Source organism: Rhodobacter sp. JA431 (genome assembly GCF_900217725.1).
GTDB lineage: Bacteria > Pseudomonadota > Alphaproteobacteria > Rhodobacterales > Rhodobacteraceae > Rhodobacter > Rhodobacter aestuarii.
Genome location: NZ_OBMP01000004.1, coordinates 336473 through 351322 on the forward strand (window position 1 = coordinate 336473; position 14850 = coordinate 351322).

The following is a 14850-nucleotide window of genomic DNA, read 5'->3' on the forward strand; positions in this document are numbered from 1 at the left end:
TTCAGCTGGCTCCTTTCATGAGCAAGGGAAGGGGGGCGATCAGCCCCTCAGGACAGGGATGTCAGGTAATCCTCGTAACCGAACTGTCGAATAAGCTCGATCTCGCCGGTTTCTCGTTTGATCGCGATCGACGGCATGTTGACGCCGTTGAACCAGTTTTTCTTGACCATCGTATAGCCCGCCGCATCCGCGACCGAGATCCGGTCGCCAACGTTCAGCGGCTGTTCAAAGCGGGCCTCGCCAAAGATATCGCCCGCAAGGCAGGATTTACCGCAGATCTGATAGGCATGATCACCGGTTTGCGGCAGTTTTGCGCTTTCGCGGTAGATCAACAGATCGAGCATATGCGCTTCGATCGAGCTGTCGACGATGGCGAGGTTCTTGCCGTTATCAAGCAGGTCCAGCACCGTCACCTCAAGCGAGGTGGATTGAGTGATCGACGCTTCACCCGGCTCCAAATAGACCTGCACGCCGAAACGATCCGAGAAGGTTTTGAGCCGCTTGGCCAGTTCTTCCAGCGGGTAGCCTTCGCCGGTGAAGTGGATGCCGCCACCAAGGCTCACCCAATCAAGCTTTTCCAAAAGCGGGGCGAATTCGCGCTCAATCCGGCCAAGCTGTTCGTCAAACAGAGCGAAATCGCGGTTCTCGCAGTTGTAGTGGATCATCACCCCGGTGATGAGATCGGCGACGCCCAAAAGCTTAGTCACATCCCATTCGCCCAGTCGGGAGAAAGGGCGGGCCGGGTCGGCCAGATCAAAGCCAGAGGTCGAGAAACGCGGGTTCAGCCGCACGCCACGCTGAATGCCCGCCGAGGGGCCTTCAAATCGGGTCAGCTGCCCCACGGTGTTGAAGATGATCTTGTCCGCGTAAGAACACGCCTCGTCGATCTCACGATCCGACCAAGCCACCGAGTAGGCATGGGTTTCTTTGCCAAACTTTTCCCGGCCCAAGCGCAGCTCGTACAGCGAGCTGGAGGTGGTGCCGTCCATATAGGGGCGCATGATGTCAAAGGCAGACCATGTGGCAAAGCATTTGAGCGCCAAAAGCGCCTTTGCCCCCGAAGCGGCCCGCAAAGCCTCGACCTTGCGCATGTTCGTCAGAAGCCGGGCTTCGTCGATCAGGTAGAAGGGTGTCGGAATCATGGGCGCCCCCCCGAAAAAAGTGAAGCCGCGATATAGGCCCCTAACCCTTGTGACGCAACAGGTTTTGGGCTCAGTCGACGCGCAGCCGTTCCTTGGCTACGCCCAGCGTGTAACCTTTACGTGAAATGTTTCTAACCAAAAGTTCTGAGACCAGCGCATTGCCAAGCGCGTCGCGCAGCCGCTTGATGCGGGTCGCGCCTGCGGCCTCATCACAATCGGCTTCGGGTTTGCCGGAGATCATCGCCTCGATCTGCGCGCCGGTTAGCAGTTCATCATCCATCCGCGCTTCGGCGAGAACAGAAAGCGTGTCTATGGCGGCGGGGGTCAGGGTAAAGGCCATATCATTCAGCATCACCGCGTTTTCGGCGCGCAGAATGCGCAGGCTTTGCACCTCAATCCCGGTGCGTTGAATCGCACTCATGCGGCGGTTCAGGCTGGCAATGGTGACCAAAAGCACGAGCGCCGCGACCATCAAGACGGTGGCAAAAACCAGCAGGATGAAAATGATCACGCGGTAAGAGGCGAGCACCTCACCAAACGCGGTGCCCGATTGCGCGAGCACCTCCAACAGCCGCAACTGGGTTGGGTTGGTCAGCGCGTCGTTTTGCACAAAGATCTGCTCAACCCGAGTGTTGAACGCATTGGCATCTGGCAGCGATAGGAACAGCAAAGCCGCCGCCGCCGCCAAGGCCACGGCAATCGCGGCCACACCCCAGATCATCGCGCGAGAGCCGGTTTTCAGCCCCTCAGTAACGGAGGAAGTAGCCACCAGCACTCGCCTTCTTAGATTGCAAACTTTCGGGCCCGAAAGTGGATACGACATTGAGCAAAACCCAACCGCCTGCCGCGAGTCGCGGGGTCAAAACAGCCGCCGCCGCGCCGGGCGAACAGGCGTTGTCGGGAACCTGGGCCACACCATAATGCAGCCGCAAGGGATTGTCCTGCTTTGCCTTGTAATCGGCATAGCACTGGGCCTGCGCAGGTGCGGCAAAGGCCATAAAAGCAAAGGCTATGAGCGCGTGTTTCATCATGTGTTCAGGCTGCGCGCAGTGGCGCTGTTATGCAATAGCCAAAAGGGGTTGCGGGGTTTGATATCCAATAACACGAGGTTGATATTGTGTTTCGGAACGCTTGAAGCCGATGATCGTTTTATCCCAAACGCGGTTCGCCGCACGAACGTTAGGACATTCCCATGACAATGACTCTTCGTAACCGTTTTACCGCCGCCCTGACCGCTATCGCACTTGCCACGGGTGGTTTGACCGCCACTGGAACGCCTGCTGCCGCGATGAGTGATAATGACAAGGCTGCCTTGGGTATTGTGCTGGGGATCGGCGCGATGGCGCTGATTGCAGATAGCAAAAAAGACAGCCGTGCCCATTCGGAACCTGCGTACCCCCGCCACGATGTGCGTTCGGAGCGCCGCGATGATCGCCGCTGGGATGACCGCCGCCGCGATACGTGGCGCACCATTCCGGGAAACTGCGTGGTGAACTTTGGTGGCCGCGAGACCCGCAGCAATTTGGTGTCGGCGCGCTGTGCTGCCGATGCCGTGGGTTGGCGTGCGCTGCCGACAAGCTGCAAAGTCCGCCTGCATAATGACCGGAGCCGCGGCGCGACCTTCTATCAGCGTCGCTGCCTTGAGGATCACGGGTTCCGCATCGACCGCCGCTGAGCCAGTTGCCCGGGCACAATCAGAGCGACAGAATGCGTCGTAGAGAGCGAGGGGGTGACCCCTCGCTTTTCTATTGCGCCATCATTCGTGAGGCGGCACAGGGGGTCCTATGGCAAACCAACCCGATGACAGTTTTGAAATCGCCGCCCGCGCCCGCGGGCTTTTGCATGTGGCGGGCGTGGATGAGGTGGGGCGTGGCCCCCTGTGCGGTCCGGTCACCGCGGCAGCGGTGATTTTGGACCCTGCGCATATTCCGGCGGGGCTGAATGATTCGAAGAAGCTGTCCGCCAAGCGTCGTGCCGAATTGGTGGCGCAAATCACCGCGACCGCAGATTGGTGTGTGGCGCATGCGAGCGTGGAAGAGATTGATGCGCTCAATATTTTGCAAGCCAGCCACCTTGCGATGTGCCGCGCGATTGAGGGGCTGAAAACGACGCCCGATCATGTGTTGGTGGATGGCAACCGCTTGCCCAAGGCGCTGACGATCTCGGCCGAGACTTTGGTGAAGGGGGATGGCCGTTCGGTCTCTATCGCGGCGGCGTCGATTTTGGCGAAAGAAGCCCGCGATGCACTGATGGTGGATTTGGCGCAACAATACCCGGGTTATGGCTGGGAAAGAAACGCCGGTTACCCGACCAAAGATCACCTGCAAGCGCTCCTAGATTTGGGGGTTACGCCCGTTCATAGACGTTCGTTTAAGCCCGTCCACAATATCTTGTGCCAAGCGAAAACTGTAACCCCCTGATTCAAAAAAGAAATTGACGGCGATTCGGCTTTGACTCATCTTTAGGCCCATAGACCGGCACAAGCTGGCGACCCACCGGGCATGACCCAGACGGGCAGAATGAGGCAGAAATGACCAAATCCCAAACGCGGAAGCCGCAACCGGCTCTTCCGCTCAATCAGATCATTGCGGGTGACTGCATCGAAGAAATGAACCGCTTGCCCGAGGCAAGTGTCGATCTGATCTTCGCCGACCCGCCCTATAACCTGCAACTGCGTGGCGACCTGCATCGACCGGATAATTCCAAGGTTGATGCGGTGGATGATGCTTGGGACCAGTTTGGCTCCTTTGGCCATTACGACCATTTCACCCGCGACTGGCTGGCCGCCGCCAAGCGCATTTTGAAGCCCAATGGGGCGATCTGGGTGATTGGCTCTTACCACAATGTGTTCCGCCTAGGGGCGGAGCTGCAAAACCAGGGTTTCTGGATTTTGAATGACGTGGTTTGGCGCAAGTCGAACCCGATGCCGAACTTCCGTGGCAAACGTCTGACCAATGCGCATGAAACGCTGATCTGGGCGAGCAAGTCTGAAGGCGCAAAATACACCTTCAATTACGAGGCGCTCAAAGCGCTGAATGAAGGGATTCAGATGCGCTCGGATTGGGTGCTGCCGATCTGCACCGGCGGTGAGCGGCTCAAAGACGAGGCGGGCGACAAAGCGCACCCGACGCAAAAGCCCGAAGCGCTGCTGCACCGGATCATCTTGGGCACCACGAACCCCGGTGATGTGGTTCTCGACCCGTTCTTTGGCACCGGCACCACGGGCGCTGTGGCGAAGATGCTGGGGCGCGACTACATCGGCATCGAGCGCGAAGAAGCTTATCGCACGGCCGCCGAAAAGCGGCTGGCCAAAGTGCGCAAGTTTGACCGTGAGGCGCTGGAAACCACCACCTCGAAACGTGCCGAACCGCGCGTGCCCTTTGGCCAACTGGTCGAGCGTGGCATGCTGCGTCCGGGCGAAGAGCTTTACTCCATCGGCAATCGCTACAAAGCGAAGGTGCGCGCCGATGGCACGCTGATCGGCAATGATGTGAAGGGCTCGATCCACCAAGTTGGTGCGCATCTGGAAGGTGCGCCCAGCTGCAACGGTTGGACCTATTGGCACTTCAAGCGCGACGGCAAATTGGTGCCGATTGATCTGCTGCGTCAGCAGATCCGCGCCGAGATGAACTAAGAGATACGCGGTTACCGCCAGTGTCTTGGCATGACCCAAGGCACGACCTTGCCCCGCCGTTCACTCGGCGGGGTCTTTTTGCATCTGGGGGTTAGCTTTCTTCCAGCCGCGCGCGCAATTCGCGCAAGACGGGCAGCACCGCGCGGACCTTATCGGCCCCGATGTCGCGCACAATATCGCCCATCAGCGGCATCAAAGTGGCCAGCGCCGCATCGCGCGCCTGTCGCCCGGCGGGCGAGATCGCCACGAATTTGCGCCGCGCATCATCCCAATCGGGGCGAATATGCACATGCCCCGCCCAGACGAGCTTAGACAGCGTGTTGGTCATTGCCCCGCGCGTCACATGGAAAGTGGCGGCCAATTGCGCGGGGGTGCGTTCCTCGTTCAGATGCGCAAGGTGATTGAGCACCGAGAAGTGCGAGATTTCCATGCCCTTGGGCAAGGCGCGGCTGACAACGTTGCGCGCCAGCTGATCGGCCATGAAGACCTCAGAAAAGAGCGTTGCGGCCAGCGGGTCAGCCATCTTCGGGCCCCTCAAATACGCGGTCATGGGTGATCGAGGGTACGCGGGCGCGCGCCTCGGCCACAAGCGCGAGATCAAGGTCGACGAGCGTGACGCCCGGCTCTGTGCCGCCATCGGCCAGAACTTCGCCCCAAGGGGCCACAGCCAAACTATGGCCATGGGTGCGGCGCGGTTTGCCGCCATGCGCGGCATGGGTGCCGCATTGCGCAGGCGCGAGCACGAAACAGGTGTTCTCAATCGCGCGCGCGCGGATCAGGCTTTCCCAATGCGCGGCGCCTGTTGTGTCATTAAACGCGGCGGGCAGGGTCAGGATCTCTGCCCCCGCATGGGCCAAGCGGCGGAACAGATGCGGGAAGCGCAGATCATAGCAAATCGCCATGCCAATCTTGGCGAAATCTGCCAGTGCCAGCACCGCGCGCCCCCCGGGGCGATAGGCATCCGATTCGCGATAACGTTCCGTGGGCGAAACATCGACATCGAACATATGGATCTTGTCGTAGCGCGCCGCGATCTGCCCTTGCGGGCCGATCAGGAACGAGCGGTTGGCAAAGCGGCCATCACCCTCATGCGTTTTCAGCCCCAAAGAGCCGATCAGCAGCCAAATGCCCAAGCTCTCCGCCTCTGCCCGCAGTGCGGCAAGGGTCGGGTCATCTTCCTCATGGCAAAGAACGGCGTTTCGCAGCGCGCGGCCAGAAGACAAAAGATTGGTGCATTCGGGGGTGAGCACAAAGCCCGCCCCCTGCGATGCCGCTTGCCGGATAAACCCAACCGTCACCGGCAGGTTTTCTGCCGGATCATCGCTGACGGAAAGCTGAACCAGCCCGGTGCGCATCACTCGGCCAGCATCGGGTCAAGCTGCCCGCGTGCCTCCAGCGCATGCAGATCATCGCAACCGCCCACATGTGTGCCACCAATGAAAATTTGCGGCACGGTGTAGCCGCCATTGGCGCGCTGGGTCATTTTTTGCCGCGCCATCGGATCGGCGCTGACATCGGTTTCTTCAAAGGCAACGCCCTTTCGGGTCAACAGCTCTTTGGCGGCGATGCAATAGGGGCAGGTGGGGGTGGTGTAGATTTCGACGCGTTTCATGACGGCTCCTTGTTGCCCCCAACGTAAGGGCTTCAGGCGTCCTTCGCAACGCGGGCCAGCGCAGCCACCGAAACCTGTCGTGCACCCGCCGCCCGTGCCGCCTCTGCGCAAGCGGCCATGGTCGCGCCAGAGGTCAGCACGTCATCCACCACCAGCACATGCCGCCCCTTGATTTTGGCGGCGTATTTGGGCCGCAGCCGGATCGCATCTTGCACATTTTGGTGCCGTTCGGCGCGGCTCAACCCCTCTTGGCTGGGCGTTGCGCGGCGTCGGTCAAACAAATCCACCACGCAGGGCAGCCTTGTATGCTTGGACATGGTCTGTGCCAAAAGCGCCGATTGGTTGAACATGCGCCGCACCATGCGCATCCGATGCAGCGGCACCGGGGCGATCACCATGCCCGGTTCAATCAGTGGCCGCGCGGCGCGGGCGAGCATTTCGCCCAAAGGCGGCACAAGGTCGAGCCGGTCGGCGTGTTTGAAAGCCAAAACAAGTTTGCGCCCGGTGCCCGCATACAAAAATGCGGCCCGGCCTCGGTCCCATGGACGCGGCTCAGATAGGCATTCATCGCAAAGCTCGATCGTGGCGCTTTCGCCCGGCAGGGGCACGCCGCAGCAATCGCAGACCGTGCCGGTGATAAAGTTCGCCTCTTGCCAGCAGGGGCTACACATCCCGTGATCGGAGCCCACCGCATCGCCGCAACAGATGCAGCGCGGCGGAAACACCGTATGCAAAGCGGCGGCAAGGGCGCGGCGCATGCCATCTGGCATCCGCTTTCGATGCGCTTTATCTTCTATTTCCACCATGAGCACCTCTTACACACTAACAGACCGCCCCGCCTTGATCCGCAACCGGGCCCGCGCCGAACGGCAGGGACTTGCATTGTTCCTCCATGAGGACGCGGCGGAGGAACTCCATGAGAGGCTAAACGAGGTTAACAAAACGTTTACGAGGCCCGCTTTGATCACGCCTTTTGCCGGGCCGTGGCAGGCGGTTTTGCCCACGGCGAAGGTGGTGCAAGACAGCGAGGTCTTGGCGCTTGACGAAGGCGCGCATGATCTGGTGGTTCATGCGATGTGTTTGCATTGGGCGGAAGACCCGGTGGGCCAGATCGTGCAAGCCGCCCGCGCGCTGGAACCCGATGGGCTGTTCATAGCGGTGATGTTTGGTGGCCAGACCTTGGCCGAACTGCGTGCCGCGCTGGCCGAGGCCGAAGTGTCGGTGACGGGCGGTTTGTCGCCGCGGGTTTTGCCGATGGGTGAAATTCGCGATCTTGGCGGACTGTTGCAACGCGCGGGGTTGGCTTTGCCGGTGGCGGATTCGGTGCTGCGCAAAGTGACCTATGAAAACCCGCTACGGCTTTTGGCCGATCTACGCGCGATGGGGGAAGCCAATGCGCTCGCGGGCCGGGTGCGCCATTTCACCCGCCGTGCGGTGCTGGCGCAGGCGATGATGCATTACGCCGAGCATTTTGCCGAGGCCGATGGCCGGGTCCGCGCGAGCTTTGACATGGTTTGGCTCACCGGCTGGAAGCCGCATGAAAGCCAGCAAAAACCGCTGCGCCCCGGTGCTGCTTCTGCACGGCTGGCCGAGGCGCTGGGCACTTGTGAACTCCCAACCAGCGAAAAGCCCTAACTAGCCAAGGGCGTCGAGGAAGTTCTTCGACCACCAATGCACATCTTGGGTCAGCAACACCTCAAGCAGCGCCTCATAGCGTTCGCGCCGCTCTGAATGGGACATCGCCAGCGCGGTTAGGATCGTGCTGGCCATCTGTTCGGTGTCGTGTGGGTTCACAATCAGCGCGGCCGTCATCTGCTCCGCCGCGCCCGCAAATTGCGACAGGATCAAAACCCCCGGATCTTCTGGGTTTTGCGCGGCGATGAACTCTTTCGCGACAAGGTTCATCCCGTCCATCAACGGCGTCACCAGCCCCACATGCGCCGCGCGGTAAAGCCCGGCCAGCACCTCGCGCGGGACAGCGCGGTTGATGAAGCGGATCGGCGCCCATTGAATGTCGGCGAAAGTGCCGTTGATCCGGCCCGACAAATGCTCGGTCTCTTCGCGGATCGCGTCATAGGCCTGCACGCCCTCACGGGTCGGTGGCGAGATTTGCAAGAGCGACACATGCCGATGCCATTCCTCGTGCCGCGACAGAAACTCCCCAAAAGCGCGGAAGCGTTGCGGTACACCTTTGGAATAATCCAACCGGTCCACGCCGATCATCAACCGCCGTCGATCCTTCACGATCCCCGCGGGCAGCGCCTGAAACTGTTCTTCGGCCAAATCCATGAATTCGCGCGCATCAATCGCGATCGGGAAGGCGGCGACCCGGCATTGGCGTTGGCCCAAATGCAAATAGCCCGAGCCCAAATCAATCGCTTCGCCAATTTCGACCATCGAGGCGAGGCAGGCGCGCACGTCGCGTTCGGCTTGCAGCCCGATCAGGTCAAAGCCCGACAGCCATTGGCAGACCTCGCGCCCATTGGGCAGCACATGCATGGAGAGCGGCTCGGGGAAGGGGGTATGCAAAAAGAACCCGATCCGATTGCCCACGCCCAGCACACGCAACTCATGCGCCAGTGCCAGCAGGTGGAAATCATGCACCCAGATCCTGTCATCAGGCTCCAGATGGGGTGCCAGCATCCGCGCCAGCCGTCGGTTCACCTTTTTATAGGTCGCGAGATATTCCTGATGGATGTCCACCAGATCGGTGCGGCCATGCAACAGCGGCCAAAGCACCGAATTGGCATAGCCCGCGTAATAGTTTTGCTGCTCTTCCTCGGTCAGATCGAAGCACAGCCGCCGAAACGGCCCGCCCTCAATCTCGCGCAATTCATCCGACGGCGTGTCGCACACCTCGCCCGAGGTGCCGATCCAGATGCCACCCGCTTGCTCAAGCGCATCGCCCACGGCCACCACCAGCCCGCCCGAAGGGTTTGCCCCGGTGGGAATACGGTTTGAAAGACAGATCAAGCGTCCCATCAACAGTCCTCCAAAGCGGCGGCAAGCCAAGCGCGCACCTGCGCGGGCGCGGCAAGGCGGTGGCTCGCGGCCGTGGCACCATCGCCCACCTTCACGCCAAAACCGCCATGCGCCTCCGCCCAAGCCAGCGCAGGTTCATCGGTCACATCATCGCCCGCATAGACCGGGCGCCGCCCAGTAAAAGGGGCGATTTGCGACAGCATTTCAAGCGCGCGATCCTTGGACACACCACCGGGGCGCAGCTCGACCGCCATTTTCGCCAATTGCACTTCAAAGCCGGGGAAGCGCTCTGTGAGTTCAGCGGCGAAGCGCTCGGTCAAAAGCTGTAACTCGGGCTTGGCGCGGTAATGCAGCCCACCACCGAGCGACTTTGGCTCATAAAGAAGCCCGTTTTCGGCGCAAAAGTCTTCCATCGCCTGTTGCAAATCGGCCAGCCCTTCGGGGCGCACAGCCTCTTGGCCAAGACCACGGGATTCCGCGCCATGGCTGCCCACCATCGGGCCATCAAAGCCCGCAAGATAGGTTTCCAACTCTGGCAGGGAACGCCCAGAGACAATGGCCAGCGCGCCGCCGAGACATTCGGATAAGCGCGTTAGCGTTTTTCCAAGCTCTTTGGGGATAATAATCGCGTCAGGACGGGGTGCGATCTCGACAAGGCACCCGTCGAAATCTAGAAATAGCGCATCCTGCGCGGCGTTGAGGGCGGGCGGAGCATCTTCAGCTCCGGTTGGTTCACTCATCGGCATACTCCCAACTTAGGTGAGGCGCGGCACATTGCAAAGGCGGCATTGACCTGAGCCGTAAACCCATTAAGTCCGGGGCAGGTTTCATCGGAGTGACGACAGGAAAAGACATGACCGAAGAACGGCCAGCACGCCTTGCCCATGCCCCTGCCGACCATCCGATGGTTCCGCCGGCCAAAATTGGCGTGCTGTTTGCAAACCTCGGCACGCCCGATGCGACCGATTATTGGTCGATGCGGCGCTATTTGAACGAGTTCCTGTCGGATCAGCGGGTGATCGATATTCCGTCGTGGAAGTGGCAGCCGCTGCTGCAATTGATCATCTTGTCCAAGCGTCCCTTCACCTCAGGCGAGAACTATCGCTCGATCTGGAACGAAGAACTGGACGAAAGCCCACTGATGACGATCACCCGCCAGCAGGTGACGAAGCTGCGCAAGGCGGTGGATGCGCGCTACGGCAAAGACAATGTCGTGGTCGATTTCTGCATGCGTTATGGCAACCCTTCGACCCATGATGTGATCGAAGAAATGGTTGCCAAAGGCTGCGAGCGGATCTTGTTCTTCCCGCTTTATCCGCAATATGCGGGCGCCACCTCGGCCACGGCGAATGACCAATTCTTCCGCGCGCTGATGGCGCAAAAGCGCCAGCCCGCCGCGCGCACCGCGCCCGAATATTTCGCAAGGCCTTCATATATCGAGGCTTTGGCGCAATCTGTTGAACGCGCCTATGCGGATCTTGAACGCCGTCCCGATGTGTTGGTGGCCTCCTATCATGGGATGCCAAGCCGCTATCACCGCGAAGGTGACCCCTACCATTGCCAATGCCAAAAAACCTCGCGGCTTCTGCGCGAGCGGCTCGGTTGGGATAAAGATGGGATCGACACCACCTTCCAATCCGTCTTCGGGCGCGAGGAATGGTTGCGGCCTTACACGGTCGAGCATGTGGTGAAGCTGGCGCAGGCTGGCAAAAAGAACATCGCCGTTATTTCGCCCGCCTTCTCGGCCGATTGCATCGAGACTCTCGAAGAGATCAATGGCGAGATCCGTGAAGCCTTTGAGGAAGCGGGGGGCGAGTTCTTCACCTATGTGCCCTGCCTCAACGATGACGATGCCCATATCGCCGCGCTGATGGAAGTGGTCGAAGAAAACCTTTGCGGTTGGATCTGCTAAGCCGCGCGACCTCTTAGCCCTTGCTATGCCCGCCCCCGGCGTTAGGCTCACCCTACGTCATGCGGCTCTTTGGGCCGGGAGGGGGCGAAACTGCGTGAGGCACTCAAAACCGGGCTGCGGCACGTCGCCGCACGTATCACTGCTGGGGGGATATCGGTCCTGATCCGGTTCCTGACCGCGCCACAGGCGCTTTATGCGGTGGCGCTACCGCAAGGCGTGCAGCGGGTCTATTTCGCCAATCACTGCTCCAATGCCGATGCGGTGCTGATCTGGGCGGTTTTACCGCCCGAGGTCCGCACCCGCACCCGGCCCGTGGCGGCAGCGGATTATTGGCTGAAAAACCGCATTCGCGAATTTATGGGCCGCGATGTCTTTAAGGTGTTGCTGATCGAGCGGCTGCGCGAAAACCGGACCGAAAACCCGGTGGAGCGGATGATGGGCGCGGTAGACGAGGGGTCTTCGCTGATCATCTTCCCCGAAGGGCGGCGCAATGAAAGCGATGAACTGTTGCTCGAAATGCGCCCCGGTATTTATCACCTTGGCCAAGCGCGCCCGAAGGTGGAATTGGTTCCGGTCTGGATTCACAATCTCAATGCGGTGCTGCCGCGCGGATCGCTCATTCCGGTGCCGCTTTTGTGCACGGTCAGCTTTGGGGAGCCGATGCGCCCGGGTGCTGACGAGACGAAAGAAGACTTCATGGCCCGCGCCCGCGCCGCGCTTTTGGCGCTTGCACCGAAGGAGGCCGCATGACTGCCGAAACCTCGGTCAACCTGATTGCGATCTTTGCGGCGGTCTTTGCCGTGTTGGGCCTTGCCTCTGCCGTGGGGCAAGTGCTGCGCTGGCGCTTCGACCCCGAGGGGATCAGCCCGGTCATCGCCACGCTGAACGCCCGGATTGATGGCTGGTGGCTGATGATCATCGTGCTGTGCTTGGCCTTCTTGATGGGGCAAGGCGCGGTGCTGCTCCTTTTCGCCTTTGCCTCTTTCAGTGCTTTGCGCGAATTTCTCACGCTGACCCACCGCCAGCGGGCCGATCATGCGGCGCTGGTGGCCTCGTTCTTTTTTGTTTTGCCGGTGCAATATGTCTCTGTCTGGCAAGATTGGTATGGGTTCACCGCGATCTTCATTCCGGTCTATGCCTTCCTTGGCTTGCCGATTTTGACGGTGTTGCGCGCCGATACGGCCCAATTTCTCACCCGCGTGTCAGAGACCCAATGGGCGCTGATGATCGCGATTTATTGCGTCAGCCATGTGCCTGCCTTCCTCACCCTGAAAATTGAAGGCTTTGAAGGTGATAGCATCCTTCTGATCGTGTTTTTGCTGTTTGTGGTGCAATCGGGCGATGTGCTGCGCTACCTCGCCGATAAGGCGATCGGGCGGCATAAAATCGCGCCGCAAGTCTCGCAAACCAAAACATGGGAAGGGTTCGCCGTTGGGGTGCTGGCGGCTTCCGTCATTGGCGCGGCGCTGTGGTGGATTACGCCCTTCACGCCCCTTCAGGCCTTTGCCATGTCACTCGTCTTGGCGAGCCTTGGCTTTTTTGGTGGGCTGGTGATGGGGGCGATCAAGCGCGACCGCGGCGTGCGGGAATGGGGCCATATGATCGAGGGGCACGGCGGCTTCCTCGACCGGCTCGATTCCGTGGTGTTTGCCGCGCCGGTGTTTTTCCACCTGACGCGGTTTTTCTGGCAAGGCGCGTAGAAAGGCGGCTTAGATCAGCACAACCTGCGTGCCGACACGGGCCAGTTCAAACAGCTCTTCGATATGCTGGTTGAAAAGCCCAATGCAGCCGTTCGACGATTTCCGCCCGATCTTGCGTGTGTCATGGGTGCCGTGGATGCGGTAATATTTCCAACCCAAGTAAAGCGCGCGGGTGCCGAGCGGGTTATCCGGTCCGGCGGGCACGAAATCGGGCCAATCGGGGTTGCGCTGTTTCATCGACGGCGTGGGCGACCAAGTCGGGTTTTTCACCTTGCGGATCACCTCGGTGCGGCCGCGCCGGGTGAGTTCTTCCGACACCGGGACCGAGGTCGGGAACAGCCGATAGATCGATTGATCCTCTGACCAGTAGTGCAGCGCGCGGGAGATCGTATCGACCAAGATCGCGCCGTTCTTCGTGTTCGAGAAATAGGGCTGCCAATCCAATTCGCGGAAGCTGGAGATGTTGCGCCGCATATTGGTGTTGGCGCTTTCTTCATGGGCTTCGAGCCCTGCATCCGGGGTCTGCGCAAAGACGGCCGGTGCAGCGAGCGACATACCGGCAAAAGCGGCAGAGCCGAGGAAAGAGCGGCGGTCGAGCATCTTGCGCGCATCCGTCATGGAAAGTCTCCGTTCGGGCCGGGTTTTAGGTCAATCAAGCTGTCTCCTTATTGCGCCTTGGCCTCAGGTGCAAATCAAACCAACGTCAAGAAGCGGTTTCACGCAACTGTGGGTTTGCGTGGCTTCACGCGGCGGTGTAAGGGTCCGCGAACTTCGGGGGAATGATATGATCCGTGCAACCGCCCTTTTGATGGCCGCCAGCCTCGCCTTGACCGCCTGCACTGGCACCGGTGAACAGCTTGGCCCCGACGGCAAACCGCTGCCGAAACTCTACCGTATTTCGGCAAGCGACAGCGGCAAGATCGAGCAGCGCGTGGTTGAGGCGGTGAACAGCCTGCGCGCGGTGCGGGGCACGGCGCCGGTGGTGCTGAGCCCGGAACTGAACCAAGCGGCACTGATCCATTCGCGCGATATGGCGTTGCAAAACCGCCCGTGGCACTGGGGCTCGGATGGGTCATCGCCGCTTGATCGCGCGAAACGTGCGGGCTTTGCGGGCGCGTTCTTGGGTGAGAATATCTCGGAAACCTATGAAACCGAGACCGAGACGCTTTCCGCTTGGATGAACCTTGCCGATACCCGCGACGTGATCTTGAACCCCGAGGCCCGCTACATGGGCTTTGCGTGGTTCCAAGAATCCTCGGGCAAGATTTGGTGGACGATGGTCACCGGCAAATAAGTCCGGTTTCCCGATACCCAAACTAAAGGCCCCTTGCGGGGCCTTTTTCGTTCTTAGGGGAAGATGAAGATTGGCGTGCCGAGCCGGATCATCGAATAGATCTCTTCGATCTCGTCATCCTTCACCGCGATGCAGCCTGCGGTCCAATCACGCCCGCGGCCTTTGTTTTTGCCCGCGCGCCCGTGGATCATAATATCGCCGCCGGGTTTGCGGCCCTGCGCCTCGGCAAAGGCGCGGTCTTCGGCATTCGGGTAAGACACCTCAAGCGACAGGTGATAGGCCGAATTCGGGTTTTGACGGCTGATGTAGTAAAGCCCCTCGGGCGTTTTGCCATCGCCCTCGAATTGCTTTTTGCCCACCGGGTTGCCTCCAAGACCGATCTTGTAGGTCTTCAGCACCTTGTCGCCGGAAAACAGCATCATCCGCCGCTTGCCTTTGAAGACCTGAATTTGCGTGACCGGCGGCCCGCTATAACGCCGGAATTTGGATGAGAATTTGGCGGAATCGCCGCCACAGGCGGCCAAAAGGGTGAGGCTCGAAAGCCCCAAAAAGACTGCGCGACGCTGCATGATCT

19 protein-coding genes are annotated in these 14850 nt (G+C 60.3%); 8 read left to right on the forward strand and 11 right to left on the reverse strand.

Annotation, left to right across the window (positions count from 1 at the left end; translation table 11 throughout):
- Window positions 1-47: 47 nt before the first annotated feature.
- The 3 genes from CRO18_RS10810 to CRO18_RS10820 all read right to left on the reverse strand — a co-directional run bounded on the left by CRO18_RS10810 (window position 48) and on the right by CRO18_RS10820 (window position 2170).
- The gene (locus CRO18_RS10810) at window positions 48-1142 is read right to left on the reverse strand and encodes a carboxynorspermidine decarboxylase (protein ID WP_076486226.1); all 1095 of its coding nucleotides are present in this window, start codon (window positions 1140-1142) and stop codon (window positions 48-50) included.
- Between the two features lie 70 nt (window positions 1143-1212).
- Window positions 1213-1863, reverse strand: coding sequence for a helix-turn-helix domain-containing protein (locus tag CRO18_RS10815; protein ID WP_076486227.1), 651 nt, complete (start codon window positions 1861-1863; stop codon window positions 1213-1215).
- Between the two features lie 25 nt (window positions 1864-1888).
- The gene (locus CRO18_RS10820) at window positions 1889-2170 is read right to left on the reverse strand and encodes a hypothetical protein (protein WP_076486286.1); all 282 of its coding nucleotides are present in this window, start codon (window positions 2168-2170) and stop codon (window positions 1889-1891) included.
- A gap of 164 nt (window positions 2171-2334) precedes the next feature.
- Here CRO18_RS10820 and CRO18_RS10825 point away from each other — a divergent pair, with 164 nt between their 5' ends.
- The 3 genes from CRO18_RS10825 (at window position 2335) to CRO18_RS10835 (ending at window position 4776) form a co-directional block, all read left to right on the forward strand.
- Entirely contained in the window at window positions 2335-2817 is a 483-nt protein-coding gene (locus CRO18_RS10825) for a hypothetical protein (RefSeq protein WP_139327853.1), read from the forward strand.
- A gap of 109 nt (window positions 2818-2926) precedes the next feature.
- Window positions 2927-3562, forward strand: a complete 636-nt coding sequence (locus CRO18_RS10830; RefSeq protein ID WP_076486229.1) for a ribonuclease HII — start codon at window positions 2927-2929, stop codon at window positions 3560-3562.
- A gap of 110 nt (window positions 3563-3672) precedes the next feature.
- On the forward strand, window positions 3673-4776 hold the full coding sequence (locus CRO18_RS10835) for a site-specific DNA-methyltransferase (RefSeq protein WP_097082113.1): 1104 nt from the start codon (window positions 3673-3675) through the stop codon (window positions 4774-4776).
- 91 nt (window positions 4777-4867) lie between these two features.
- On the opposite strand, the gene CRO18_RS10840 is transcribed toward CRO18_RS10835, so the two are convergent.
- Genes CRO18_RS10840 through CRO18_RS10855 form a run of 4 tightly spaced genes read right to left on the reverse strand, consistent with a single transcriptional unit; the run spans window position 4868 to window position 7194 of the window.
- Window positions 4868-5299 carry a MarR family winged helix-turn-helix transcriptional regulator gene (locus tag CRO18_RS10840; RefSeq protein ID WP_076486231.1) on the reverse strand — a complete coding sequence of 144 codons (432 nt, stop codon included), beginning with the start codon at window positions 5297-5299 and terminating at the stop codon, window positions 4868-4870.
- Window positions 5292-6131 carry a carbon-nitrogen hydrolase family protein gene (locus tag CRO18_RS10845; RefSeq protein ID WP_097082114.1) on the reverse strand — a complete coding sequence of 280 codons (840 nt, stop codon included), beginning with the start codon at window positions 6129-6131 and terminating at the stop codon, window positions 5292-5294. The genes CRO18_RS10840 and CRO18_RS10845 overlap by 8 nt, the downstream gene beginning before the upstream one ends.
- On the reverse strand, window positions 6131-6388 hold the full coding sequence (gene grxC, locus CRO18_RS10850) for a glutaredoxin 3 (protein ID WP_097082115.1): 258 nt from the start codon (window positions 6386-6388) through the stop codon (window positions 6131-6133). Before grxC ends, CRO18_RS10845 begins: the two co-directional genes overlap by 1 nt.
- A gap of 32 nt (window positions 6389-6420) precedes the next feature.
- Complete coding sequence (locus CRO18_RS10855) at window positions 6421-7194, reverse strand: ComF family protein (RefSeq protein WP_249276044.1); 774 nt, start codon at window positions 7192-7194, stop codon at window positions 6421-6423.
- Here CRO18_RS10855 and CRO18_RS10860 point away from each other — a divergent pair.
- Window positions 7193-8023, forward strand: a complete 831-nt coding sequence (locus CRO18_RS10860) for a methyltransferase domain-containing protein (RefSeq protein WP_097082116.1) — start codon at window positions 7193-7195, stop codon at window positions 8021-8023. The two genes, CRO18_RS10855 and CRO18_RS10860, sit on opposite strands and share 2 nt — an antisense overlap.
- Here CRO18_RS10860 and CRO18_RS10865 read toward each other — a convergent pair whose 3' ends face one another.
- Window positions 8024-9370, reverse strand: coding sequence for a trehalose-6-phosphate synthase (locus CRO18_RS10865; protein WP_097082117.1), 1347 nt, complete (start codon window positions 9368-9370; stop codon window positions 8024-8026).
- A complete protein-coding gene (gene otsB / locus CRO18_RS10870) occupies window positions 9370-10110 on the reverse strand; it encodes a trehalose-phosphatase (protein ID WP_170952637.1) in 741 nt (246 codons plus the stop codon). Before otsB ends, CRO18_RS10865 begins: the two co-directional genes overlap by 1 nt.
- 113 nt (window positions 10111-10223) lie before the next feature.
- On the opposite strand from otsB, the gene hemH reads away from it, so the two are divergent.
- From hemH to CRO18_RS10885, 3 genes are all read left to right on the forward strand, one after another.
- On the forward strand, window positions 10224-11282 hold the full coding sequence (gene hemH, locus CRO18_RS10875) for a ferrochelatase (protein ID WP_097082119.1): 1059 nt from the start codon (window positions 10224-10226) through the stop codon (window positions 11280-11282).
- 69 nt (window positions 11283-11351) lie between these two features.
- The gene (locus CRO18_RS10880; protein WP_249276045.1) at window positions 11352-12032 is read left to right on the forward strand and encodes a lysophospholipid acyltransferase family protein; all 681 of its coding nucleotides are present in this window, start codon (window positions 11352-11354) and stop codon (window positions 12030-12032) included.
- Window positions 12029-12982, forward strand: coding sequence for a phosphatidate cytidylyltransferase (locus tag CRO18_RS10885; RefSeq protein ID WP_097082120.1), 954 nt, complete (start codon window positions 12029-12031; stop codon window positions 12980-12982). Before CRO18_RS10880 ends, CRO18_RS10885 begins: the two co-directional genes overlap by 4 nt.
- Before the next feature lie 9 nt (window positions 12983-12991).
- On the opposite strand, the gene CRO18_RS10890 is transcribed toward CRO18_RS10885, so the two are convergent.
- Entirely contained in the window at window positions 12992-13600 is a 609-nt protein-coding gene (locus CRO18_RS10890; RefSeq protein WP_076486239.1) for a L,D-transpeptidase, read from the reverse strand.
- 166 nt (window positions 13601-13766) lie between these two features.
- Here CRO18_RS10890 and CRO18_RS10895 point away from each other — a divergent pair, with 166 nt between their 5' ends.
- Window positions 13767-14276, forward strand: coding sequence for a CAP domain-containing protein (locus CRO18_RS10895; protein WP_076486240.1), 510 nt, complete (start codon window positions 13767-13769; stop codon window positions 14274-14276).
- A gap of 53 nt (window positions 14277-14329) precedes the next feature.
- On the opposite strand, the gene CRO18_RS10900 is transcribed toward CRO18_RS10895, so the two are convergent.
- On the reverse strand, window positions 14330-14845 hold the full coding sequence (locus tag CRO18_RS10900) for a murein L,D-transpeptidase family protein (RefSeq protein ID WP_076486241.1): 516 nt from the start codon (window positions 14843-14845) through the stop codon (window positions 14330-14332).
- Window positions 14846-14850: the final 5 nt, after the last annotated feature.